This is a genomic window from Phycobacter sedimenti, from assembly GCF_038148855.1.
Taxonomy (GTDB): domain Bacteria; phylum Pseudomonadota; class Alphaproteobacteria; order Rhodobacterales; family Rhodobacteraceae; genus Phycobacter; species Phycobacter sedimenti.
The window spans coordinates 403,161-425,959 of sequence record NZ_JBBVGR010000002.1; the positions used below are offsets into that span (position 1 = coordinate 403,161).

Below are 22,799 nucleotides of genomic sequence, written 5' to 3' on the forward strand. Positions count from 1 at the left end.
CGCGAGCGGTTGTAGCTCAGTTGGTTAGAGTACCGGCCTGTCACGCCGGGGGTCGCGGGTTCGAGCCCCGTCAACCGCGCCACTGCTGCCTGCCCGCCTTGGGCAATACCAAGGTCCGCCCCGGAGGGGAAATGCCGAACGGCAGACAATGAGACCCATGCGCGGTTGTAGCTCAGTTGGTTAGAGTACCGGCCTGTCACGCCGGGGGTCGCGGGTTCGAGCCCCGTCAACCGCGCCACTCATTTGTCTGGTCCCGCCGAGGCGGGTGGCTCTGAGCAAGAGCCAGATTGGATTGCCTTTGAAAGGCCCATGCGCGGTTGTAGCTCAGCTGGTTAGAGTACCGGCCTGTCACGCCGGGGGTCGCGGGTTCGAGCCCCGTCAACCGCGCCACTTCTTTCCCTCTATGCCAACACCGGGACCTGACATGAAGCTGCTGGACTCAATCGATTGGATCACTGCGATTGTTGTTGCGCTGCTTCTTGGGCTCGCACCCTTTTTTCCCGAACCGCACCTGTGGGAAAAGCTCAAGATGCTTGCTGCCGGTGATTTGCATCGCGCTTTGGATTGGTTCGATCTTGTGATGCATGGTGCTCCACTTGTGCTCCTGGCACTCAAGGCTGCAAGAGACCTACGTCGGCGCCGAGGATAACTTGTCGGCCAGCATATTGCGGCCACTGGATGCCCGACCTGGATCCGGTAGCTCATTTCTGCCGTGGAGCTCGACCGGGGGCGTAGGGGCAAGATGGGTGTAGGGGGCCTTGTTCGCAGGCCGCATGCGCCATATCCCAAGATATCAGAGTGCCAATTGGTCCTTCAGGAAGGTCAAAAGGGCTTCCGTGGTCTCTGCCGGGTGCTGATCGACAAAGAAATGTCCGCCCGGAATCGCGGCTGCGCGCATGTCTGCAAGGCGCGGTGCCCAGGTGGACTCCACGTCATAGTGTTTTGCCATAGCCCCGGATGCGCCATAGAGGACCAGCGCGGGGCAGGTGACCTTGCGGTCCAGATCTGCGGCATCAAGGTTGAAATCCACGTCGATGGCCGCGCGGTAGTCATTGCACATGGCGTGAATGCAGGCCGGGTTGCGCCAGCTTTTGCGGTATGCGCTCAAGGCCTCGGGCGGGAAGTCCTCCAGCGTTGCGCCGCCCCAGCCCAGTAGGCAGCTTTCGAAATAGCTGTCGGGGTCTGCGGCGATCATCCCCTCGGGAAAGGGCGCGGGCTGGGCGAGGAAGAACCAATGGTAATAGGCACGGGCCACTTCCTGTCGCAGCTCGCTTAGCAGCAGATGCGTTGGAATGATGTCCATCAGGGTGAGGCTGGCAATGGATTCGGCGCTCTCAAGGGCCATGCGATGCGCAGTGCGCGCGCCGCGGTCGTGTCCGACGAGGTGGAACCGATCGTGACCGAGTGAGCGCATCAACGCCAGCTGATCGGCGCCCATGTTGCGAAAGCTCATCGCCTCCACGCCTTCGGGTTTGCTGCTGTCGCCATATCCACGCAGATCCGCCGTCACCACGGTGAACGCTCTGGCAAGCACAGGGGTCACGTCCTGCCACATGGCTTTGGTCTGCGGAAAGCCATGCAGAAGGAGCAACGCTGGCCCGGACCCTTGGCGCGTGTAGGCGATGCTCTGTCCGTTCACCTCCGCGAGGCCGGTTTCGATCTGGGCTGTCAAGATCTGTTCTCCCTGTCTCGTGCGTTCGCATCTCCCGGCGGGTCGCGCCGGTCCTGGTGCTGGGCAGCGCGCCGCAGGCGCGCTGCAGGGCCCAACGCGCCCGGGCCAAAGGCCAGGGGCGGGGCGGGAGAGTTTCCCTTTTAGGCCTTGGTCAGTGCGTCCAGCACCCGCGCCCAGGACCGGATGCCCTTGTGGAAGCTCTTGAGGTCATACTTCTCGTTCGGAGAGTGGATCGCATCATCCTCATTGGCAAAGCCGATCAGCATGGATTCCATGCCGAGGATCGATTTGAAGAAGCCCGCGATCGGAATCGACCCGCCCATGCCGCAGAACACCGCCTCGCGGTTCCATTCGTCGCTGAGGGCGCCGCGGGCAGCGGTGAATTCGGGGCGCGAGATATCCATCACCGAGGCGCGGGAGCCTTCCAGGTCGTTGTCCCAGATCACCTTGCAGTCGGGTTTCAGGCGTTCCTCAACGTGTTTGCGGATCTTTTGGCGCAGGGCGTCCGGGTCCATGTCGCCCACCAGGCGACAGGTGATCTTGCAGTGCGCCTCGGAGGGGATCACGGTTTTCGAGCCGGCGCCATTGTAGCCGCCCCACAGACCATTCACTTCCAGTGTCGGGCGCGCCCATTGCTGCTCCAGGATGGTGCGGTCCTTTTCGCCATGCGCCTGGGTGTAGCCCGCATTGCCGAGGTAGTCGTTTGCGTCGAAGCCGCAGCCTTCCCACTGACGCAGCTGGTCCTCGGGCACCTCGTTCACGCCCTCGTAGAAGCCGTCGACGGCGATCTTGCCCGTTTCCTCGTCATAGAAGGAGGCGACGATGCGGCTGATCTCGCGCAGGGGGTTTAGACCAGGCCCGCCATAGTGGCCCGAGTGCAGATCGATGCGCGGCCCGACCAGGGTGAATTCATCCTTCAGCATGCCGCGCAGCTGCGATGCGATCGAAGGCACCCCGCGCGACACCATGGAGGTGTCACAGATCAGTGCGATATCCGCCTTCAGCTCCTCGGCGTGCGCCTTCATGAACGGGATCAGCGAGGGAGAGCCCGATTCCTCCTCGCCCTCGAAGAAGAAGGTGATGCGGCAGGGCAGGGAGCCGTGGATGGCCTTCCAGGCCCGGCACGCCTCGACAAAGGTCATCAGCTGCCCCTTGTCGTCCGAAGCGCCGCGGCCCCGGATCACGGTGCCGTTTTCGGTCTCTTCCAGCTGCGGCTCGAACGGCGGGGTCTTCCACAGGTTCAGGGGGTCTACTGGCTGAACATCATAGTGGCCGTAGAACAGAACGTGGGGTGCATCCTGGTTGTCCTGACCCACATGGCCCACCACCATGGGATGGCCCGGGGTCGTGCGCTTTTCTGCCGCAATGCCGATGGATTTGAGGTCCGCCACCAGCCAGTCGGCGGCCTTGTCGCACTCGGCCTTGTAAGCCGGATCGGTAGAAATGGACTGAATGCGCAGCAGCTCCAGCAGGCGATCGGTGGCCGCCGAAACATCCGCGTCAATGCGCTCAAGCACTTCGTTCAAAGACATTTTTTCACTCCGGTGATTTTTGGTGTTCGGTTTTTGTGGCGACCGTAGCAGCGCCACGTAGGGGATGCCAGTGTGCATCGGGGGCGGGTTCTGTGGGCGCGTCGCGCTGCTGAGCGCGGGACGTTCCGGGTTTCCGATAATGCCGGGCTTGCGTCTTTGTGATCTTCGTGCAGCCAATTGGTGGGAAAAAGGCAGGATCATCTGCTTGTCCGCAATGGCCCATAGGTTTATTTGACCTGCATCAATGTTGCGCAGCATGCCTTTTGCGTAAGCAGTTGATCGAAACCGTCTTGTGGGGTAGTTATTCACAAATGTGAATGTGGGGACCTCCCTCGCCAGCGCCCTTGCGCCAGACCTAAGCTATGGAGATGCCGGTGGACTATACCGCGAAACTCGACGCAGCGATTGAACGCCTTCACGAAGAGGGACGCTACCGCACCTTCATCGATATCGAGCGCAAGAATGGCCAGTTTCCCCATGCGGTCTGGACTCGGCCGGACGGCACCCAGCAGGACATCACCGTCTGGTGCGGCAATGATTATCTCGGAATGGGCCAGCACCCGGTCGTGTTGAATGCGATGCACGAGGCGATCGATGCCACAGGCGCCGGCTCTGGCGGGACCCGCAATATCTCGGGCACCACGGTATATCACAAACGCCTGGAGGCAGAGCTGGCGGATCTGCACCGTAAGGAAGCGGCGCTTCTGTTCACCTCGGCCTACATCGCCAATGACGCGACTCTGTCTACACTGCCCAAGCTGTTTCCGGGCCTGATCATCTATTCGGACGCGTTGAACCACGCCTCCATGATTGAAGGCGTGCGCCGCAACGGCGGTGCCAAGCGTGTCTTCCGCCACAACGATGTTGCCCATCTGCGTGAGCTTCTGGAAGCGGACGATCCTGCAGCGCCCAAGCTGATCGCCTTCGAATCGGTCTATTCCATGGACGGTGATTTCGGCCCCATCAAGGAGATCTGCGATCTGGCCGATGAATTCGGGGCGCTGACCTACATCGACGAGGTCCACGCGGTCGGCATGTACGGCCCGCGCGGCGGCGGCGTGACCGAGCGCGACAACCTTGCCCACCGTATCGACATCATCAACGGAACCCTGGCCAAGGCCTATGGGGTGATGGGCGGCTATATCGCCGCCTCCGAAAAGATGTGTGATGCGATCCGCTCCTATGCGCCGGGGTTCATCTTCACGACCTCCCTGGCGCCTGCAGTGGCCGCCGGCGCGGCAGCGTCGGTCGCCTATCTGAAAACAGCAACCGAGCTGCGTGAGAAGCATCAGGAACAGGCAAAAGTCCTGAAACTGCGCCTCAAGGGGCTGGGCCTGCCGATCATCGACCACGGCAGCCACATCGTGCCGGTGATCGTCGGTGATCCGGTTCACACCAAGAAGTTGAGCGACATGCTGCTTTCGGAGTTCGGAATCTACGTTCAGCCGATCAACTTCCCCACTGTTCCGCGTGGGACCGAACGTCTGCGTTTCACCCCGTCACCGGTTCACGGCCCCTTGGAAATTGATGCTTTGGTGCATGCAATGGACAGTCTGTGGTCGCATTGTGCGCTAAATCGTGCCGAATTGGCGGGCTAACGCACAGATCTGTGTTCAAAACTGTTGATTGTGTTATCGTTTCATCAACGAATTGGTCTGCGTGAGTCGTTCGGGTGATTCTGCAGGCTCCAAAATTCGGCCACGGCAGGTACAGATGGGACAGCAGTAATGATCGGGCGCCTCACTCAGCGCAAATCGAAGGAGCAGTTGCAACCTTCCGCTCCCAAGGGATTTGACGATTTCGAGCTTCGGCTTGGCGATATGATGCGCGGTGAGCGGGCGACCATGGGCAAGTCGCTTCTGGATGTTCAGCGCGAACTCAGGATCAAAGCCTCATACATTGCCGCCATCGAGAATTCCGACCCTACGGTTTTTGACACACCGGGTTTCATCGCCGGTTACGTGCGCTCCTATGCGCGCTATCTTGGCATGGATCCGGAAAAAGCCTTTGACACCTTCTGCCAGGAAAGCGGTTTTTCTGTCGCGCATGGGATGTCAGCCGAGGCGTCCGGGCGAAAGGTCTCTTCGAAACTAGATCCTCAAAAAGCGACCAGCGGTTTTGGACGGGATCCGTTCACATCCCCAAATACGCCGTTTGCGCCATCCGCGGGCAGCGTTTTCAGCCATATCGAGCCGCGCGCGATCGGGTCATTGATGGTGCTTGTCACCTTGATTGGCGGTATCGGCTACGGGGGGTGGAGCATCCTAAAGGAGGTACAGCAGGTGCAGTTTGCGCCGGTTGATCAAACGCCTCTGGTTCTGGCGGAAGTGGACCCTCTCGACAGTGCCCGTCTGAATGCGGCGGACTCGCTGGGTGATCCGGCCGCTGCTGCGCTCGATCGCCTGTACAGACCCCAGGCGCTGGACGTTCCGATTCTGGCAGCGCGTGATGCGCCGATCGCGACTCTTGATCCCCGTACCTATGGCAATTTTGTCGAACCGGAACTGCCAACCGTGCAACTGGCCGAAGCAAGCCTTCCCGCCGACAGTGCAGGGCAGCAACTGAGCGTGCCTCAGGTGGTGGAAGATGTCGCGCCCAGTGCCGCAATCCTTGCAGTGCGCCCCGCTTGGGTCGAAGTGACCGCAGCCGACGGCAGCGTCATCTTCGAGGGCATCATGGAGCCGGGGGATCGGTTTGACATCCCGCTTACCGAGGTTCCGCCTCAGCTCAAGACCGGCGAAAGCAGCGGGATCTATTTTGCCGTGAATGGTCAGCATTTTGGCCCCGTAGGCGCGCGTGGCAGCGTCACGAGGAACATCAATCTGGGTCCCGATGCCATTTCCGAGCGGTTTGAAGTGGCTGACCTGCAGGATGAGCGCAACCAGGCCCTGGCGTCTGTCGTCGCGCAGTTGCGGCTCGAGGCTGGACAGGATTAGGTCCGCGCCTTGAAGCGGATCCTGCCTTCAGTGCCAGACATCTGTGGCGATGTTTCTTTTTTGGTCTATCTATCCTGCGGCGGGCATTGAAGCTCGCAGCCTCAAACCGTATCTAGCGGGCGAGCAGGACCAGACGGGACGGACCCCATGTCGCTAAATCACATCAGACCCTGGCGCCATATCGAGCGTCGCAAAAGCCGCCAGATCCATGTGGGGGATGTCCCCGTCGGGGGCGATGCGCCCATCGCGGTGCAGACCATGACCAACACCCCGACCACCGATGTTGCGGCGACAGTTGCCCAGGTTCAGGCTGCGGCTGAGGCGGGTGCCGACATTGTGCGCGTTTCGGTCCCGGATGAGGCGTCTTCGAAGGCGCTGAAGGAAATCGTGCGCGAAAGCCCGGTGCCGATCGTGGCCGATATCCATTTCCATTATAAACGCGGGATCGAGGCCGCCGAGGCTGGCGCCGCCTGCCTGCGGATCAACCCAGGCAACATCGGTGATGAAAAGCGCGTCGCCGAGGTGATTTCTGCCGCCCGCGATCACAACTGCTCGATCAGAATTGGCGTGAATGCTGGATCGCTGGAAAAACACCTTTTGGAAAAATACGGTGAGCCATGCCCCGAAGCGATGGTGGAAAGCGGTCTGGATCACATTCGGATCCTGCAGGACCATGATTTCCACGAGTTCAAGATCTCGGTGAAGGCGTCCGATGTCTTCATGTCGGCGGCGGCCTATCAGCAGCTGGCCGATGCCACCGATGCCCCGATCCACCTTGGCATTACCGAGGCAGGTGGGTTGACCTCCGGGACCATCAAATCAGCGATTGGCTTGGGCCAGCTTTTGTGGATGGGAATCGGCGACACGCTGCGTGTCAGCCTGTCTGCGGATCCGGTCGAAGAGGTGAAAGTCGGCTTTGAAATCCTGAAATCGCTGGGGCTGCGCCACCGCGGCGTCAATATCATCTCCTGCCCGTCCTGCGCGCGGCAGGGGTTTGACGTGATCAAGACGGTGGAAGCGCTCGAAGAGCGACTGGCTCATATCCATACGCCCATGAGCCTGTCGATCATCGGCTGCGTGGTGAACGGGCCGGGCGAGGCGCTGATGACCGATGTCGGATTTACCGGCGGCGGGGCCGGCTCTGGCATGGTGTATCTGGCGGGCAAGGCCAGCCACAAGATGAGCAACGAGCAAATGGTCGATCACATCGTCGAAGAGGTCGAAAAGAAAGCCGCTGAGATCGAGGCCGCTGCTGCTCCGGAGTGAGTGTCTCCTCTGCAGCGCCGCGTGCCGCAAACTGAAAATTCTCCTATGGGGAAAAGAACACAATGAAGGGGCGCCATCTGGCGCCCCTTTTTGCATTGAAAACAGGATCCGTCTCAGCGCGGGATCAGCTGCGGTTCTTGCGCACCTCGTCGACGACGATCTCCATCTGGTCCTTGGGCAAGTAGCCGCGCAGCAGTTCGCCGCCCAGAACGAATGTCGGCGTGCCCGAGATCGATAGCTGCTGAGCCAGGGCGCGGGTCCGGCGCAGTTCCTGCGTGACCTCTTCGCTGTCCATCCGCGCGAGAATCGCATCGGCGTCCAGCCCAAGACCATCGGCCAGGCGTCGCAGCGCCACTTCACCCGGCTCACCTGTCATGGTCATCAGGGCCTCGTGCACGGACTTGTACGCATCATCGCCCGCGATCTGTTTGGTTGCCACGGCAAAGCGAGAGGACAGCACAGAGGCATCGCCCAGGATCGGGAACTCTTTGACCACCCAGCGGATGTTTCCATCCTCGGCCAACAGCTCGGCCACTTCGGGGGCGGCCTTGCGGCAGTAGCCGCAGCGGTAGTCCATGAATTCAACCAGCGTGATGTCGCCCTCCGGATTGCCCCCAACCCAGGAGTACCCATCGTTTTCGAGTTCAGCGAGGTTCGCCGCAACCAGCGCCTCGTCCCGCGCGGCCTCATCCGCGGCCTGCCTTTGCTCCAGGAGGTTTACCGCTTCAAGGATCACCTCGGGGTTTTCCAGGAGGTAGGCGCGCACCTCTTCGCCAAAGGCCGCGCGCTCGGCCGGGCTCATGGCGTTGAGATCCAGCGCCTGTGCCGGGCCGCCGAACAGTCCAAAAGCCAGGGCAGCGCCCGCTGCCGCACGTGAAAGACGGATCATCTTCGTTTCCTTTTCTCTGATCTCTCGTAGGCCACTAACACATCCTGCGCCCGGCGCCACGCAGGCGATCCGGTGGGCAGGAGTGCGGTGGCGCGTTTGGCGTGAATACCGGCATCGTCGAGCCGCCCCTGAAGGGCGTAACGCTCTGCTGTCACCAGCGCGGCGAGGCCGGTCTGTTTCGTCTGCGCATAGGCCTGGGCCATGTCACGCAGCAGGAATGAATTGCGGAAATCGATCCCGCGGGATTTTTCGAGCGTCTGGATCGCGGCCTTGGGCTGACCTGCTGCCAGCTGGGCCCGACCATAGCTTGCCAGGATCAACGGATCGCGCGGCGCAAGGGAAACGGCGCTCTGATAGGCCGAGAGCGCGGCGTTCCATTCCCGGTTTTCCATCAGGATCTGCCCTTTCAGCTCAGCATAGTAAGCATCCGCGGGGCGCAGGGAAATCGCGGCGTTGATCGCGGCCAAAGCCTTTTTACGGTTCTTCAGGCGGTGATAGGCGATGGCCTCCCGCATCAGGCGGATGTCCTTGTGGGCTTCTTCGCCGGCGCGCCGCAGGGTCCATTTGGGCGCCCGGATGAAGCCAGACAGCTTGCCGCGCAGGCGGGCGAACCAGTAATCGGCCTCGGGGTTCGGAGCGCTCAAATCGCCATGGCTGGCCACATAGGCCTGCGCCGCGCGGATACGGTCGCGGCTCAGCGGGTGAGAGCGCATGTAGGGATCCTGGTGGCGCGCGCTGAGGACTTCCTGACCGGCAAAGGTCTGGTGCAGATCGACCAGCCCCTTGGGCGAAACCCCGGCGCGGCTCAGATACCCGGCAGCCGACCTGTCGGCAGACGATTCCTCTGCGCGGGTGTGTGAGAGGAACCCCCTAAGGGCAGAGCTTTGAGTGCCAATCGCGATGCCGGATGCCGCTTCGCCCCCTGCACCTGCGGCGGCCGCCAAAGCTGCCAGCGCGAGGCCAAGGCCGGCGGCGCTTCCGGCGGAGCGCATGTTCTGCATGCGCCGGGCAATGTGTCCATTGGCAATATGGGCGGCTTCGTGGGCGATGACGGCCTGGAGCATCTCGGGGCTGTGCGATTTCAGGATCAGCCCGTAATGTATGAAGATCGTCTGGCTATCGAGCACGAACGCGTTGTAGCTGGACTCATTGACCACCAGGATTTTCATCCGCTTGGCATTCAATCCGGCCGCCTGCAGCACTGGCGCAGCAAGCCGGTTCAGCGCGTATTCCACGTCCGCATCGCGCAAAAGGCCGATAGAGGCCGCCTGCACCGCGGTCGCGGCATAGGCCATGAGGCAAAACGCCAGAGCCGGGATTGACGCCAGACGAGAGAAACGGTCAAAAGTCATGCGCGCACCATGGGAGAACATCATGCGAAACTCAAGCCGCTCTGCGGTGGATCCCTTCATTGTGATGGATGTGATGGAGGCGGCCCGCAAGGCCGAAGAGGCCGGACGCCATATCATCCACATGGAAGTCGGCCAGCCCTCGACCGGGGCACCGGCGGGCGCAAAGGCAGCTTTGGCGCGTGCTTTGGAAGAGGATGCGCTGGGGTACACGGTGGCGCTTGGCATTCCGGCCCTACGGGCGCGGATCGCGCGGATGTATCGCGATTGGTACAACGTCGACCTTGATCCGAACCGCGTGGTGGTGACCTCGGGGTCCTCCGGGGCGTTCCTGCTGGCGTTCACCGCGCTTTTTGACAGCGGGGATCGGGTGGGCATCGGCGCGCCGGGTTATCCCTCCTACCGGCAGATTCTGCATGCCTTGGGTCTGACGCCTGTGGATATAGAAACCGCGCCAGGGCATCGCCTGCAGCCGGTACCTGCGGATCTGAAAGGGCTTGATCTGGCTGGGCTGATGGTCGCCTCTCCGGCAAATCCCACGGGTACCATGCTCGACCGCGCTGCCATGGGGGCGCTGATCGATGCAACCCATGACATCGGCGCGGCCTTTATCTCGGACGAGATCTACCACGGCATCGAGTATGAAGCGAAAGCCGTCACCGCGCTGGAGCTGACCGATCAGGCCTATGTGATCAACTCCTTCTCCAAGTATTTCTCGATGACGGGCTGGCGCGTTGGCTGGATGGTGGTGCCAGAGGACCACGTCCGGGTGGTCGAACGGCTGGCGCAGAACATGTTCATCTGCGCGCCGCACGCGAGCCAGGTGGCGGCGCTGGCGGCGATGGACTGCGAAGAGGAACTGCAGGCCAATCTTGCCGTCTATGCGCGAAACCGTCAGTTGATGCTCGAGGGTCTGCCCATGGCCGGGTTCAGCAAGATCGCGCCCCCCGACGGGGCATTCTATGTCTACGCGGATGTTTCGGATCTGACGCAGGACAGCCGTGCCTTTGCCGCTGAAATTCTGGAGCAGGCGGGGGTAGCGGTTACGCCGGGGCTCGATTTTGACCCTGCCCGTGGCGCCACCACCTTGCGGTTCTCCTATGCGCGGTCCACCGCCGATATCGAGGAAGGGCTTTTGCGCCTGCGTCGTTTCATGGAAAACCGCTAGTATTGCGGCAAAGGGGTACGGGAAAGAATGCTCAGCAAGATTCTTGCGTTTTGCGCGACATTGATCTGGGGGAGTTGTTTCTCCGTGATGGCACAGGCGCAGGGTTTTTCCGGCCTCGCACGGATTGATGCGGCCCGCAGTGAGATCCGCGATGCGGGGCAGGGCGCCGAGGTCGAACTGCATCTGAGCCAGGGGGTGCCGTACCGGATTTTCACGCTGGATGGCCCGCCGCGCCTTGTGCTCGATTTCCAGGAGGTCGACTGGACCGGTCTGAGGCCTGAGAGCCTGATGCGGGGGAAGAACCTGCGCGATGTGCAGTACGGGACCTACGTGCCCGGCTGGTCGCGGATGGTTCTCGACTTGGGGGCACCCATGCAGGTCAGTTCGGCTGCTATGGAGATCGATCGGATCACCGCGGGTGCGGTTCTGACCGTTGCATTGGAAAAGACAGATGCAAAGACCTTTGCGGCCTCGACCGGGACGCCGCGCGACAGTCGATGGGATCTGCCCGCGCCAGAGCCCATTGCGCCTCTGGCGCCGCGGGACGCAAACGCGCCTTTGCTGGTGGTCCTCGATCCGGGCCATGGCGGCATTGACCCAGGTGCGCAGGTCGAGGGCGGCGTGAACGAGAAGACCCTGATGCTGGAGTTCGCCTTCGAGCTGGGCGAAATGCTGGTCCGCTCGGGGCAGTTTTCGGTGCAGCTGACGCGGGATGGTGACTACTTTGTCTCGCTCGAACGGCGCATTGCACTGGCGCATCAGGCGGGGGCCGATCTGTTCATTTCGCTCCATGCCGATTCCCTGTCCGAAGGGGGCGCGCATGGGTCCACGGTCTATACCCTGTCCAAGGATGCTTCTGATGCGGCCTCGGCGACGCTGGCTGAGCGTCATGATCGCGCCGATCTTTTGTCGGGCACCGATCTCAGTGCGGCAGACGATCTGGTGACGGATGTGCTTTTGGATCTGGCCCGTCAGGAAACCCAGCCCCGCAGCGAAGCGCTGGCGCAGGCCATTGTCGATGGGCTGGCAGAGCAGGGCGGCCCGCTCAACCGCCGCCCCCTGCGCGCGGCGGGGTTCTCGGTCCTGAAGTCGGCCGATATTCCCTCGGTGCTGGTGGAAATCGGTTTTCTGTCCAGTGCGCGAGACCTGGAGAACCTCAAGAACCCGGAGTGGCGTGCCAAAGCCGCGCGGGGGATCCTGGCCGGCCTGATCGAATGGCGGATCCGGGACGACGCGCAAAAGGCGCTGGTGCGACAGTAGCCGCTCGCCAGGCCGGCCAGGACCTGCCGATCACAGGGGAGGCTTTCCGTGGCTCTGTTTCTTGGGAGGGGAATCCTTTATGGTCATCGTTGCGGGACCGGCATATAACCGCCGTTTCCTGTTTTGACCCCGGCAACGCGCCTGCCTATATAGGCGGATCCGTGCAAATGAGGCCCTATACGTGCTCAGGTTCATTCTATCCTTCTTTGGTTCCATCTTCAGTACGATCACGCTTGGGGTCGCTGTGATGGCGCTGACCATCGGTGCGGTCTTCTGGATCTACGGGCGCGATCTGCCGAGCCATGAATCCCTTGCGCAGTATCAGCCGCCGACCATCAGCCGGATCTACTCGGGCGAAGGGCAACTGATCGATGAATTCGCCGAGGAACGGCGCCTGTTCACCCCCTCCGAAGAAATTCCGGTTCTGGTCAAACAGGCGTTCATCTCGGCGGAAGACAAGAACTTTTACACCCACAAGGGCTATGATGCGCGCGGTATTGCGGCGGCGGCCATCGAGGCGGTGCGCTCGCGTGGCTCCAACGTGCGCGGGGCTTCGACCATCACCCAGCAGGTGATGAAGAACTTCCTGTTGTCCGGCGATCGCAGGGCCGCGCGCAAGATCAAGGAAATCATCCTTGCCACCCGGCTGGAAGAGACGCTGTCCAAGGACAAGATCCTTGAGCTGTACCTCAACGAGATTTTCCTCGGGCAGAACTCCTACGGTGTCGCCGCCGCTGCGCAGACCTATTTCAACAAGACCCTGGGCGAGCTGGCTCCGCATGAGGCCGCGACGCTGGCCTCCTTGCCCAAAGCGCCCTCGGACTATCACCCGGTGCGACGCAAGCAGCGTCTTACGGATCGTCGCAATTACGTGCTGCGGGAGATGTTCGAGAACGGCTACATCTCGGAAGATGTCTACAAGGTCGAGGTCGAGCAGCCGCTGCGCTCGGTCCAGAACGGCGATTTCGAGAGCTTCCGCACCGCGCTGCCGCCGCGCGATTATTTCACCGATGAGATCCGCCGCCAGCTGAGCCAGGATTTTGGCGAGGGGGAGTTCTTTACCGGCGGATTTACCGTGCGCGCCACCATCGACGAGGAAATGCAGACCGAGGCGGCCCTTGCGATGCGGCAGGGGCTTGAGAAATACGACCGCTCGCGCGGGATCTGGAAGGGCACCGGGGTTACTCTCACCGAGGAGCAGCTTGCGAGCGAGGACGCCTGGCGCGACGCCCTTGCCAACGCTGACGTGCCGCGTGACATCATGCTTGGCGGCAAATGGATCCCGGCCGTGGTGCTTGATGTTGCGGACCAATCCCTGGCCGTTGGGGTTGAGGGCGTCAGCGAAACCGGTCAGGTGCCGCGCGCTGACATCAAGTGGATGAAGGGCAACTTCAAAGAGAATTTCACCCGCGGTGACGTGGTGCTGGTGCGCGCCGAGATGAAGGACGATGCCTTCAGCCACTGGTCGCTCCGTCAGGTCCCCGAGGTGCAGGGCGGCTTTGTCGCCATGGACGTGAACACGGGCCGCGTTCTGGCGATGCAGGGGGGCTTTTCCTACCAGCATTCGGTGTTCAACCGCGCCACTCAGGCACAGCGCCAGCCGGGCTCGAGTTTCAAACCGTTCGTCTATGCCGCCGCGCTGGACAGCGGCTACAGCCCGGCCACCATCGTGGTTGACGCGCCGATCGAGATCAACACGCCTCAGGGGCTGTGGCGGCCCAAGAACTCGACCAACAAGTTCTACGGGCCCACCCCTTTGCGCACCGGCATCGAGATGAGCCGGAACCTGATGACCATCCGGCTTGCGCAAGAGGTCGGGATGCCTGTGATTGCAGGCTATGCCGAACGGTTCGGGGTCTATGATAACATGGGCACCTTCCTTGCGAACTCTCTCGGTGCCGAAGAGACGACGCTCTACAAGATGGTGGCGGCCTATGCGATGTTCGCCAACGGGGGGCAGCGCGTGCAGCCGACCCTTGTGGACCGGATCCAGGACCGCTTTGGCCGGACGATCTACCGCCACGATGATCGCGACTGCGTGGACTGTTCTGTGGCATCGCTTCCCGAAGGCCGCAGCCCGCGTATCGTGGCGGACCGGGATCAGGTGATGGACCCGATTACCGCCTATCAGCTGACCTCGATGCTGAAGGGCGTGGTGGATCGTGGCACCGCGTCCAGCGTGATCAATCTGCCGGTACCTGCGGCGGGCAAGACGGGGACCACCAACAATTCTCGCGATGTCTGGTTTGTGGGCTTTACCTCCAACATTGTGGCGGGCTGCTATATGGGCTTTGACCAGCCTCGCCCTATGGGACGCGGGGCATATGGCGGCACCATGTGCGGCCCGGTGTTCCAGCAGTTCATGGAGAAAGCCGTTGCAAAATTCGGCGGCGGCCCGTTCACGGTGCCCGAAGGTGGGCGTTTCATCAAGATCGACCGCTACACCGGCGCCCCGCTTCCGCTGGATGCCTCCGGTGACTATGTGGTGGCCGAGTACTTCCGGGATGGCGCCGAGCCGATCTTCGGCATGACCTTCGATGGCGGTTTTGCCATGGGATCGAACCTGCCCCTGCTGGAAGAGGTGCAGCAATCCGGCCGACAGGTCACGACGTCCAGCGGCGGAACAGCAGTTCTGGGTCCAAAGGCCAGCTTTGGCACCATCAGTTCCGGCGGGCTTTACTAAAGGCGCTGCCGGGTGGCGTAAGGCTTCAGCCCACCGGGCCAGCTTCGAAGATTGCCGCGGCTTCGCGCCCCGTCAGGCATTGCCGCGCCGTGGGGCCAAATCCGCCGGGGTTGCTGCGCAGTGCGGGCATGGCGCGGAACAGGCTGTCGAGCGTGGCTGAGCTGATGGCGTCAAAGGCCTGCGGGCCGGGAAAGAAGCTCTCGGTTGCGGCGCCTTCGGCAAAGATCACCTCATGCCGATCCAGAAGCAGATGGAGATAGGTGACATGGCTGCCGGGCTGGCGCATCACGCTGTGGTCATTGATCAGGTGGCAGGCTGCGGCCATGACTTCGCTGCCGCCGAACATGCAGTGCGCCTCGGGGCCTGACAGCAGCATGCGGTGCTGCGGAGAGACCCGCAGATCCCGCTGCGTTCCGAAGGTACCGGCCTTGATCAGAACGGGGGCCAAAGGCCCCAGGGCAGGAACAGTCGAACGCCCGACCCAGCGCAGAGGCTGGTAGCCGTTGTCCTGCGTTGCGATCAAGTCGCCGGGGCACAGGGCCTCTACCGGAACGGGACCGGACAGGGTTTCAATCAGCGTGCCCTCGGCAAAGCAGATGATGCCCTCGATATCCACGAATTCGACATAGGTTCCGTCCTGCAGATAGGCGTGTCCGCTTTTGGTACCGTCAGGGCTGGTGCTGGTGATCGTCAGGGTGCTTGGGTCCATCAGGCCATTGAAGTCCAGCGTATCCCAGTCATCACCGCCTTCGCCGCCCCGGATGTAGATCGTATCGGTGGAAGAGGTCCCGTCATTGGCGACACGGAACATGTCCCGGTCATCGCCGCCCCAAAGAGTGTCCCCCTGGCTGGCGGTCAGGGTGTCGTTGCCCGCTTCGCCTTTGACGAGGTCAGACCCCGTTCCGCCGGTCAGGCTGTCGGCGTCATCGCCGCCAAAAAGCGTGTCATTCCCAGAGCCGCCCAGAAGCGTGTCTTCACCTTCATCGCCATACAGGCTGTCGTGGCCTCCGGCGCCGTCCATGGAGTCGTTCCCGCCGCCGCCATGGAATACGTTGGTATAGGTGTCTGCGGGATCGGTTGACGAATGATCAAAGCCGATGATCGTATCGTCATGGTCCGAGCCAAAGACACCGTCGATCCCACTGAAACTGTCTCCGGTCGCGTCGCCTCCCGAAGCGCTGCCTGTGGCAAGGTTGACGTTCACCGCTTCGCCCGAGTTTCTGTAGTCTGCGTAATCCGTTCCGCTGCCCCCTTCGAGGCGATCCGCCCCGGTGCCGCCTTCAAGAGTGTCGCTGCCGCTGCCGCCAATCAAGGTGTCATTTCCGGTGCCGCCGCGCAGTGAATCTGCGCCGCCGCCCGTCGCGACGTAGTCGTCTCCGGCCCCCGCCAGAACCGTGTCTGATGTCGCGCCCCCGTTGTCCACCCTGTCCCCGTCGTCGTCGGTATAGCTGCCATCGATCCGATCGGCACCGGCGGTGCCATCCACCGCATCAGGTTCAACCGTGTAAGAGGGAGGATTGGTCGCCACTGCCGCGCCAAGGCTGTCGACAGGACCCGTATCCGGCACGAAATACACATTTCCGTCTGCCGCGGCGAAATAGGTACCTGGATCAACGCGGTCCACGTAGGAGATGCCGCCGGAGGTCCCGCTCCAGGTCCAGCTTCCGGAGCCAATCACATCGGTTGTGGCAAAGGACACGGCCGGGCCGGAGATGGCGTCCGAGGTGTTCAGCGACGCATCGCCAAGTTGAACAAGGTATCCTACAGGCATGGGGCTCTGATCCTTCGGTGACTGAGGGGCGCAGCGGTGGGGGCCATACGCACATAACCGAGGAGGGTTGCCAAAAGGTGTTTTATCGACTGGAAGGGTAAAATTATCACAAAAAGACCTCTGACCGATCATGATCCACCACTGTTGGCCCGGTCGAATGCGGGCCTTTGCGTCGCGGACAAGAGGGGGAAGCCCGCGCAGGGGCAGACCCACTTGTTCTGCCGTTGACAGTGAGCTATCACGCACGCCTGACCGTGATGACAGGATGACCCCAAGATGCGCGCCGAAACCCAGAATATCGTGACCGAGATCCAGAAGTCGCTGGAGCTGTTGGCGCAGCGGCTGAATTGGGAAACGGCTGAGTTCCGCTTGGAGGAATTCAATGCCCGTGTCGAGGATCCAACGCTGTGGGACGATCCCGAAGCGGCGCAGAAACTGATGCGCGAGCGGCAGATGCTGGTGGATGCGATCAACACATACAAGGGCATCAAGCAGGATCTGGCCGACAATATCGAGCTGATCGAACTTGGCGAAATGGAAGAGGACGACGAGGTCGTCGCGGATGCCGAAGAGGCTCTGAAGACGCTGAAAGTCAAGGCCGCTGAAAAAGAGCTGGAAGCGCTTCTGGACGGTGAGGCGGACGGCAATGACACCTTCCTTGAGATCAACGCGGGCGCGGGCGGCACCGAAAGCTGCGACTGGGCGTCGATGCTGGCGCGCATGTATGTGCGCTGGGCGGAAAAGAAGGGCTACAAGGTCGAGCTGCAATCCGAAAGCGCGGGCGAAGAGGCGGGGATCAAATCCGCCTCCTACAAGATTTCCGGCCCCAATGCCTATGGCTGGCTGAAATCCGAAAGCGGCGTGCACCGGCTGGTGCGCATTTCGCCCTATGACTCGGCGGCCAAGCGGCACACGTCCTTCAGCTCGGTCTGGGTCTACCCGGTGGTGGACGACAATATCGATATCGAGGTGAACCCGGCGGATATCCGCATCGATACCTATCGTTCCTCGGGTGCGGGCGGTCAGCACGTGAACACCACCGACTCGGCGGTGCGGATCACCCACCATCCCACCGGGATCGTGGTGACGAGTTCCGAGAAATCCCAGCACCAGAACCGCGACATCGCGATGAAGGCGCTGAAATCGCGCCTCTACCAGCTGGAGCTGGACCGTCGCAACGCGGCCATCAACGAAGCCCACGAGAACAAGGGCGATGCGGGCTGGGGCAACCAGATCCGCTCCTATGTGCTTCAGCCCTACCAGATGGTGAAGGACCTGCGCACCGGGCATGAAACCTCGGATACAAAGGGTGTGCTGGACGGCGATCTGGATGGCTTCATGGCGGCGACGCTCGCGATGAACGTCTCTGGCAAAAGCCGGGCCGACGCCCAGGCTGAGTAGTCGCGCAATGGCCATGCGTCAGTTCTTTGGGCGCGTAAGCCGGTTGCTGGAAAGGATCGGCTGGTTACTTCTTGCATTTATTGTGTTTTCCAACGTCTGCTTTTTCTTGCTCATCGACGGTTTTGTTCACGAGGCAGAAATTCGTGACGGGGTGCATTCATTCTGGGTAAGGGAAGGTGTGCAGCCATACGTCTGGCAATCGACCAACTGGTTTCTGTATTGGTGGTGGAAGGTACAGCACTGTCTGTTCTTTGTTTTTGTCGCCTATCTCGTTTCACGATTTGTGTTGGAGTGGCTCATGACACCCGAAGATGAACGCAAGTAGCCTAGTTGGGACGATAGCCAGCACAAGTCACCGCTTTCTTTTGCAAAACTCTGCCGTTAGGCTTTGTCTCATATCGAGAACGGAGCCTAACTCACCATGAGCGACTATCAATCTGCACGCGAGATATTGGCGCAATTGCACGATGGCAGCCTGACGGCCACGGCGCTGATGGAGCGTACCCTCGCGCGGGTTGCGGCGGTGAACCCGGATCTCAACGCCATTGTCGCCCTGCGGCCAGCCGATGAGCTGATGGAGGAGGCCCGCAAGGCCGATGCCATGCGCGCAGCCCATGTGCCGCTAGGGCCGCTCCATGGTCTGCCCATGGCGGTGAAGGATCTGGCCAATGTCAAAGGCATCGCCTCCACCCAAGGTTCTCCGCTCTTGAAGGATTTTGTGCCGACAGAGGACGAGTTGTTCGTCTCGCGCCTGCGGGCGGCGGGGGCGATCCTGATCGGCAAGACCAATACACCGGAGTTCGGGTTGGGATCGCATACCTTCAACCCGGTCTATGGCGCGACGCGCAATCCCTTTGATGCGGGGCGCACCTGTGGCGGATCCTCCGGAGGGGCAGCGGTGGCGCTGGCCGCCGATATGGTGGCGCTGGCAGATGGGTCCGACATGATGGGATCGCTGCGCAATCCGGCGGGCTGGAACAATGTCTACGGCTTTCGACCCACCTGGGGCTGGGGGCCGTCCGAGCCCAAGGGGGATCTGTTCCTGCATCCCCTGTCGACGCTCGGCCCCATGGCGCGCAGCCCCGAGGATGTCGCCCTTTTGCTGGATGTGATGGCGGGGCCGGATGCGCGACAGCCCATGGCCTCCGGCGGGATACCTGTGATGCCGCTACCCGAGCCTGATGTGATGCGGATCGGCTGGCTTGGCGACTGGGGCGGGGCCTTCCCGATGGAGGAGGGCGTGCTGGCGACCTGTGAAGGTGCGCTGAAGACCTTTGAGGAACTCGGCCATATCGTGGAACCCGTGGCGCCGCCGTTCCCAGCGGAAAAGATCTGGGAGTCCTGGATCACCCTGCGCTCCTTTGCGGTGGCTGCTGGCCTGCGTGTGTTTGAAGGCCGCCGCGAGCATCTGAAAGAGACCGCCATCTGGGAGCTGAACCGTGGCCTTGCCATGACGGCCCAGCAGGTGCAGGAGGCGTCGGATCTGCGCTCGGACTGGCAGCGTGCGGCGGTGCGGCTGTTCCGGGACTATGACGCGCTGATCCTGCCCACGGCCCAATGCTGGCCCTTCCCTGTTGAGATCGACTACCCGCGGGACATCGCCGGGGTGCAGATGGACACCTACCATCGCTGGATGCAGGTCGTTCTGCCGGTCAGTCTTCTGGGACTGCCGTGTCTGGCCGCGCCGGCAGGGTTCGGCGACACTGGCTTGCCGATGGGGATCCAGATCTTCGGGGCACAGGGGCAGGATCAGAACTTGCTGGCCCTTGGCCAACAGTATCACGGGGCCACCCTGTGGCCGCAGAAATCGCCTCCACCGGGTTGAGGAGGAGCTCGGGAGGAGGAGAGACGTTTCGGGGAGGAAGCGGATCAATGACTGAAAAAGCCTTTGGTGTGCCAGAGTTGCGGCCCATGAGCGCAGAGATCCTGCGTCAGGCGCTGCGCAGCGGATGGCGGGATTTCAGGGCAAGGCCCGGGTACGGGCTGTTCTTTGCGGGGGTCTATGTTCTGGCTGGCTGGGCGATGGCCTGGATCACGCTGCAAACCGGTACAACGTTCTGGCTTGTTCTTGCGGCCATCGGTTTTCCATTGATCGGACCTTTTGCGGCCGTTGGCCTTTATGAGGTGTCGCACCGGCTGGAGCAGGGCGAGGAGATGGACGCTCGGGCCATTCTGGGTGTCGTGCTGCAGCAAAGCCGCCGTCAGCTTCCCTCGATCTGCGCGATCATCATCGTGGTCTTCCTGTTCTGGTTCTTCCTGGGGCACATGATCTTTGCCCTGTTCCTGGGGCTGTCGACGATGACCAATATCTCCAGTTCTGTTGAGGTGTTTCTGTCGGCAGAAGGGATCAGCATGCTGGCGGTGGGCAGCGTGGTCGGCGCCCTTTTTGCGCTGCTGCTCTATATGATCACCGTGATATCGCTGCCGCTTTTGCTGGATCGCGAAGTGGACTTTGTGACCGCGATGATAACCAGCTTTTCCTATGTGCAGCGAAACTTCATTCCGATGATGCTGTGGGGAATACTGATCGCGGCTCTGACCTTTGCGGCCATGGTGCCTGGCTTTGTCGGTCTGTTCATCGTGCTGCCGTTGCTGGGGCATGCAACCTGGCATGTCTACCGGTTGATTGCCCACGGCGCATGACGGGCGGGGCGATCAGGAAAACGGTTCTTTGGTGCGCAGCAGTCTGCGGTGATAGGGGAGAAGATCCTCTTCGGTCACAAAGCCGGTATTCCGAGCCGCGGCAATGGCGGGCGCGATATCGCGACCGAGGTATTCATAGACCATGCGTGTCACCCGTTCGCCGCCACCTTCGCGGATTGTGCGGGCGACATAACCGACCCAATAATTGTTCTCGAGCGAGGCAGCGCGGGCGAGGTAATTGAAGGAATAGGTCATGGAACGGCGCCGTGAGATCAGAAAGGCAACGCCGTCTTCGTGGCAGCTGATGACGCCGCGAAACTCGCGGGATGTGGGGTCATCCGGCAGGCCCTGGTGGTGCATCGCTTCTTTCGCTTCAAAACCCTTGATGAAAGTGGCGCCCGCTTCGCCGCGAAAAACAAGGACGAGCCCGACAACGAAACGGTCGTCGTTTATGAAGCTGCGACGCGTGAAACGATAGAAGCCAGAGGCGAAAATCTGCTCGCTTAGATGGCGAAACCCATGCCCCAGAAAGTCCGTCAGAAAGGGCCCGGTCAGGATCTGTCCCTGTTTGCCAAGTGTGTCGACCGGTTCCAGCAGAATGCGCGCATCCACGTCAAAGAAGCAACAGATCCGGTCAAGAACATCGGGGCGCGGAAAACTTTCGCCTGACATGTATCGGTTGAACTGCGTCCGGTTGATGCCAAGGCGCCGCGACAGTTCCGAAACGGAAGAATATCGCTGTGCCAAGTGACGCAGATTCGCACCAAACATGTCGCGCAATTCCGCCGGAGAGCGTGATTGCCGAAGTCCGTTCAAGGTATGTCGTTTGCCCGATTCCGTCATTTTTGAATTGTTCGCCGACAAAAATTTCCCGTCTAGTGAAGCTTTATCAACAACTTGTCGCTACTTCGCGTCAGAATTGCTTCGATATGACGTCAGATGATTGTCGCATCTGACACAAATTGCAATAGCGCGACGCAGTATTTGCCATGTTGGCGCTTCCACAATTGTCCCAAAATTGAGCGATAAACGAACGAGGCTTGCAAGATGATTGGAATTGTACTTTGGAGTGACGTCAGGGCCGGGAAAGCGATCATCTGGTGTGAGGATCAGGGTGATCTCGCCTACTACTGTGGGGCGAATGACACGCTCCGGACCACTGTTGCCAAGGGGGACTGGGTGCAGTTCGATTTGGCAGAAGAGGGCAACCTGAGGTTGGCCGGGAATGCCCGAGTCCTGGATGGAAAAGCCTACCCTGAGCTATCGGAGATGCTGATTGACGCGGGCTCCTCGGCAGAGAGTGCGAAACCTGCAATGCGATCAGCCAGCGTCGGCAATGTGATCCCCTTTCCGCATCGGTCGAGCCGCCGCAGGACCGTGTGCTACGGCTGACATCAGAGTGAGGAAAGCGCCCTCCGTACCATCCGGTTTCGGGCCGCTCCAGCATTCAGCCGCAAGCGGTGTACAGAGGGAATTTCGCAAAGATCATAAGTGAAAAGGAAAGGCCGACCTGTTGAGGGTCGGCCTTGTCGCAAGATCAGTCTTCGACTTCGGGAATGCATGAAGGGTCAGGCCTGTACCACGATACAGACACGGGTTTCAGGCGGCCCCTTCTCCGAAAGAGTGAGGCCGCAGATCAAGTCCCGCGCAGCAGGGCCGCAACGCCGGTCCGTGCAATCTCCATCAGGCCCAGCGGGCGCATCAGGTCGGCAAAGGCGTCGATCTTTTCTGGCGCACCGGTGATTTCGAACACAAAGCTTTCAAGGGTGCTGTCGACCACATTGGCGCGAAAGATATCCGCAAGGCGCAGCGCTTCGACCCGTTTGTCGCCGTCGCTTACCACCTTGAGGATCGCCAGCTCCCGCTCGACCGACGGGCCTTCGACAGTGAGGTCATGCACCTCGCGCACGGAAATGATACGGCCCAGCTGCGCTTTGATCTGCTCGATCACCTGCGGCGTACCCGTGGTCACAACCGTGATGCGGCTGAGATGGCCGGTGTGATCCACCTCGGCCACGGTGAGGCTTTCGATGTTATAGCCACGACCCGAGAACAGGCCGATGACGCGGGCCAGAACGCCCGGTTCGTTTTCGACCAGAAGCGCCAGCGTGTGACGCTCCTGCACGTCGGAAAACGTGGGACGCAGGTTGTAGGCCGAATGTTTCGTGGCGCCTTTTTTGATGTGTAGGGCAGACATGTGTGTGTCCTTTTTGGTTCCTATCGGGTCTC

At 61.3% G+C, this 22,799-nt stretch carries 19 protein-coding genes and 3 tRNA genes; 15 read left to right on the forward strand and 7 right to left on the reverse strand.

Annotated features, from left to right (window positions below; genetic code table 11):
* The first annotated feature begins 5 nt into the window (after positions 1–5).
* The 4 genes from AADA15_RS05000 to AADA15_RS05015 all read left to right on the forward strand — a co-directional run bounded on the left by AADA15_RS05000 (position 6) and on the right by AADA15_RS05015 (position 649).
* Positions 6–82: transfer RNA gene (locus AADA15_RS05000), tRNA-Asp, on the forward strand.
* 79 nt (positions 83–161) lie between these two features.
* A tRNA-Asp gene (locus AADA15_RS05005) sits at positions 162–238 on the forward strand.
* Positions 239–313: 75 nt separating this feature from the next.
* Positions 314–390 (forward strand) — tRNA-Asp (locus tag AADA15_RS05010).
* Between the two features lie 34 nt (positions 391–424).
* A complete protein-coding gene (locus AADA15_RS05015) occupies positions 425–649 on the forward strand; it encodes an RND transporter (RefSeq protein ID WP_341640443.1) in 225 nt (74 codons plus the stop codon).
* A gap of 144 nt (positions 650–793) precedes the next feature.
* Here AADA15_RS05015 and AADA15_RS05020 read toward each other — a convergent pair whose 3' ends face one another.
* Together AADA15_RS05020 and AADA15_RS05025 are read right to left on the reverse strand one after the other, a co-directional pair.
* Positions 794–1,672: an alpha/beta fold hydrolase gene (locus AADA15_RS05020; protein ID WP_341640444.1), complete on the reverse strand. Its 879-nt coding sequence runs from the start codon at positions 1,670–1,672 to the stop codon at positions 794–796.
* 140 nt (positions 1,673–1,812) lie between these two features.
* Positions 1,813–3,204 (reverse strand): M20/M25/M40 family metallo-hydrolase, encoded by a 1,392-nt coding sequence (locus tag AADA15_RS05025; RefSeq protein WP_341640445.1) that lies wholly within the window; start codon positions 3,202–3,204, stop codon positions 1,813–1,815.
* A gap of 374 nt (positions 3,205–3,578) precedes the next feature.
* Here AADA15_RS05025 and hemA point away from each other — a divergent pair, with 374 nt between their 5' ends.
* The 3 genes from hemA to ispG all read left to right on the forward strand — a co-directional run bounded on the left by hemA (position 3,579) and on the right by ispG (position 7,406).
* Positions 3,579–4,802, forward strand: coding sequence for a 5-aminolevulinate synthase (hemA, locus tag AADA15_RS05030; protein ID WP_341640446.1), 1,224 nt, complete (start codon positions 3,579–3,581; stop codon positions 4,800–4,802).
* Between the two features lie 129 nt (positions 4,803–4,931).
* Positions 4,932–6,140: a helix-turn-helix domain-containing protein gene (locus tag AADA15_RS05035; RefSeq protein WP_341640447.1), complete on the forward strand. Its 1,209-nt coding sequence runs from the start codon at positions 4,932–4,934 to the stop codon at positions 6,138–6,140.
* A 147-nt stretch (positions 6,141–6,287) separates the two neighbouring features.
* Positions 6,288–7,406, forward strand: coding sequence for a flavodoxin-dependent (E)-4-hydroxy-3-methylbut-2-enyl-diphosphate synthase (ispG, locus tag AADA15_RS05040; protein ID WP_341640448.1), 1,119 nt, complete (start codon positions 6,288–6,290; stop codon positions 7,404–7,406).
* 124 nt (positions 7,407–7,530) lie between these two features.
* Here ispG and AADA15_RS05045 read toward each other — a convergent pair whose 3' ends face one another.
* Both AADA15_RS05045 and AADA15_RS05050 read right to left on the reverse strand, forming a co-directional pair.
* Positions 7,531–8,295, reverse strand: a complete 765-nt coding sequence (locus tag AADA15_RS05045) for a DsbA family protein (RefSeq protein WP_341640449.1) — start codon at positions 8,293–8,295, stop codon at positions 7,531–7,533.
* Positions 8,292–9,671 carry a M48 family metalloprotease gene (locus AADA15_RS05050; RefSeq protein WP_341640580.1) on the reverse strand — a complete coding sequence of 460 codons (1,380 nt, stop codon included), beginning with the start codon at positions 9,669–9,671 and terminating at the stop codon, positions 8,292–8,294. The genes AADA15_RS05045 and AADA15_RS05050 overlap by 4 nt, the downstream gene beginning before the upstream one ends.
* On the opposite strand from AADA15_RS05050, the gene AADA15_RS05055 reads away from it, so the two are divergent.
* From AADA15_RS05055 to AADA15_RS05065, 3 genes are all read left to right on the forward strand, one after another.
* A complete protein-coding gene (locus AADA15_RS05055) occupies positions 9,670–10,812 on the forward strand; it encodes a pyridoxal phosphate-dependent aminotransferase (protein WP_341640450.1) in 1,143 nt (380 codons plus the stop codon). The genes AADA15_RS05050 and AADA15_RS05055 overlap by 2 nt on opposite strands.
* An 87-nt stretch (positions 10,813–10,899) precedes the next feature.
* Complete coding sequence (locus AADA15_RS05060; protein ID WP_341640451.1) at positions 10,900–12,072, forward strand: N-acetylmuramoyl-L-alanine amidase; 1,173 nt, start codon at positions 10,900–10,902, stop codon at positions 12,070–12,072.
* 181 nt (positions 12,073–12,253) lie between these two features.
* Positions 12,254–14,755 (forward strand): penicillin-binding protein 1A, encoded by a 2,502-nt coding sequence (locus tag AADA15_RS05065; protein ID WP_341640452.1) that lies wholly within the window; start codon positions 12,254–12,256, stop codon positions 14,753–14,755.
* Between the two features lie 25 nt (positions 14,756–14,780).
* Here the strand turns inward: AADA15_RS05065 and AADA15_RS05070 are convergent, their stop codons facing one another.
* The gene (locus AADA15_RS05070) at positions 14,781–16,526 is read right to left on the reverse strand and encodes a Hint domain-containing protein (protein WP_341640453.1); all 1,746 of its coding nucleotides are present in this window, start codon (positions 16,524–16,526) and stop codon (positions 14,781–14,783) included.
* Between the two features lie 276 nt (positions 16,527–16,802).
* Between AADA15_RS05070 and prfB the strand changes: the two genes are divergently transcribed.
* From prfB to AADA15_RS05090, 4 genes are all read left to right on the forward strand, one after another.
* On the forward strand, positions 16,803–17,927 hold the full coding sequence (gene prfB, locus AADA15_RS05075; protein WP_341640454.1) for a peptide chain release factor 2: 1,125 nt from the start codon (positions 16,803–16,805) through the stop codon (positions 17,925–17,927).
* Positions 17,928–17,934: 7 nt separating this feature from the next.
* A complete protein-coding gene (locus AADA15_RS05080) occupies positions 17,935–18,252 on the forward strand; it encodes a hypothetical protein (protein ID WP_341640455.1) in 318 nt (105 codons plus the stop codon).
* 96 nt (positions 18,253–18,348) lie between these two features.
* Complete coding sequence (locus tag AADA15_RS05085) at positions 18,349–19,752, forward strand: amidase (RefSeq protein ID WP_341640456.1); 1,404 nt, start codon at positions 18,349–18,351, stop codon at positions 19,750–19,752.
* A gap of 47 nt (positions 19,753–19,799) precedes the next feature.
* Positions 19,800–20,570 carry a DUF2189 domain-containing protein gene (locus AADA15_RS05090; protein WP_341640457.1) on the forward strand — a complete coding sequence of 257 codons (771 nt, stop codon included), beginning with the start codon at positions 19,800–19,802 and terminating at the stop codon, positions 20,568–20,570.
* A gap of 12 nt (positions 20,571–20,582) precedes the next feature.
* Here the strand turns inward: AADA15_RS05090 and AADA15_RS05095 are convergent, their stop codons facing one another.
* Positions 20,583–21,341, reverse strand: coding sequence for a helix-turn-helix domain-containing protein (locus tag AADA15_RS05095; protein ID WP_341640458.1), 759 nt, complete (start codon positions 21,339–21,341; stop codon positions 20,583–20,585).
* Between the two features lie 276 nt (positions 21,342–21,617).
* Here AADA15_RS05095 and AADA15_RS05100 point away from each other — a divergent pair, with 276 nt between their 5' ends.
* Positions 21,618–21,962: a hypothetical protein gene (locus AADA15_RS05100; RefSeq protein ID WP_341640459.1), complete on the forward strand. Its 345-nt coding sequence runs from the start codon at positions 21,618–21,620 to the stop codon at positions 21,960–21,962.
* 244 nt (positions 21,963–22,206) lie between these two features.
* Here the strand turns inward: AADA15_RS05100 and ilvN are convergent, their stop codons facing one another.
* Complete coding sequence (gene ilvN, locus AADA15_RS05105; RefSeq protein ID WP_341640460.1) at positions 22,207–22,767, reverse strand: acetolactate synthase small subunit; 561 nt, start codon at positions 22,765–22,767, stop codon at positions 22,207–22,209.
* Positions 22,768–22,799 lie beyond the last annotated feature (32 nt).

Excerpts from the sequence above, each read along its gene's own strand:
- AADA15_RS05015 (WP_341640443.1), top strand. The coding sequence starts at position 425 with ATGAAGCTGCTGGACTCAATCGATTGGATCACTGCGATTGTTGTTGCG.
- AADA15_RS05025 (WP_341640445.1), bottom strand. The coding sequence starts at position 3,204 with ATGTCTTTGAACGAAGTGCTTGAGCGCATTGACGCGGATGTTTCGGCG.
- AADA15_RS05035 (WP_341640447.1), top strand. The coding sequence starts at position 4,932 with ATGATCGGGCGCCTCACTCAGCGCAAATCGAAGGAGCAGTTGCAACCT.
- ispG (WP_341640448.1), top strand. The coding sequence starts at position 6,288 with ATGTCGCTAAATCACATCAGACCCTGGCGCCATATCGAGCGTCGCAAA.
- AADA15_RS05045 (WP_341640449.1), bottom strand. The coding sequence starts at position 8,295 with ATGATCCGTCTTTCACGTGCGGCAGCGGGCGCTGCCCTGGCTTTTGGA.
- AADA15_RS05055 (WP_341640450.1), top strand. The coding sequence starts at position 9,670 with ATGCGAAACTCAAGCCGCTCTGCGGTGGATCCCTTCATTGTGATGGAT.
- AADA15_RS05050 (WP_341640580.1), bottom strand. The coding sequence starts at position 9,671 with ATGATGTTCTCCCATGGTGCGCGCATGACTTTTGACCGTTTCTCTCGT.
- AADA15_RS05060 (WP_341640451.1), top strand. The coding sequence starts at position 10,900 with ATGGCACAGGCGCAGGGTTTTTCCGGCCTCGCACGGATTGATGCGGCC.
- AADA15_RS05070 (WP_341640453.1), bottom strand. The coding sequence starts at position 16,526 with ATGCCTGTAGGATACCTTGTTCAACTTGGCGATGCGTCGCTGAACACC.
- prfB (WP_341640454.1), top strand. The coding sequence starts at position 16,803 with ATGCGCGCCGAAACCCAGAATATCGTGACCGAGATCCAGAAGTCGCTG.
- AADA15_RS05080 (WP_341640455.1), top strand. The coding sequence starts at position 17,935 with ATGGCCATGCGTCAGTTCTTTGGGCGCGTAAGCCGGTTGCTGGAAAGG.
- AADA15_RS05085 (WP_341640456.1), top strand. The coding sequence starts at position 18,349 with ATGAGCGACTATCAATCTGCACGCGAGATATTGGCGCAATTGCACGAT.
- AADA15_RS05090 (WP_341640457.1), top strand. The coding sequence starts at position 19,800 with ATGACTGAAAAAGCCTTTGGTGTGCCAGAGTTGCGGCCCATGAGCGCA.
- AADA15_RS05095 (WP_341640458.1), bottom strand. The coding sequence starts at position 21,341 with ATGTTTGGTGCGAATCTGCGTCACTTGGCACAGCGATATTCTTCCGTT.
- AADA15_RS05100 (WP_341640459.1), top strand. The coding sequence starts at position 21,618 with ATGATTGGAATTGTACTTTGGAGTGACGTCAGGGCCGGGAAAGCGATC.
- ilvN (WP_341640460.1), bottom strand. The coding sequence starts at position 22,767 with ATGTCTGCCCTACACATCAAAAAAGGCGCCACGAAACATTCGGCCTAC.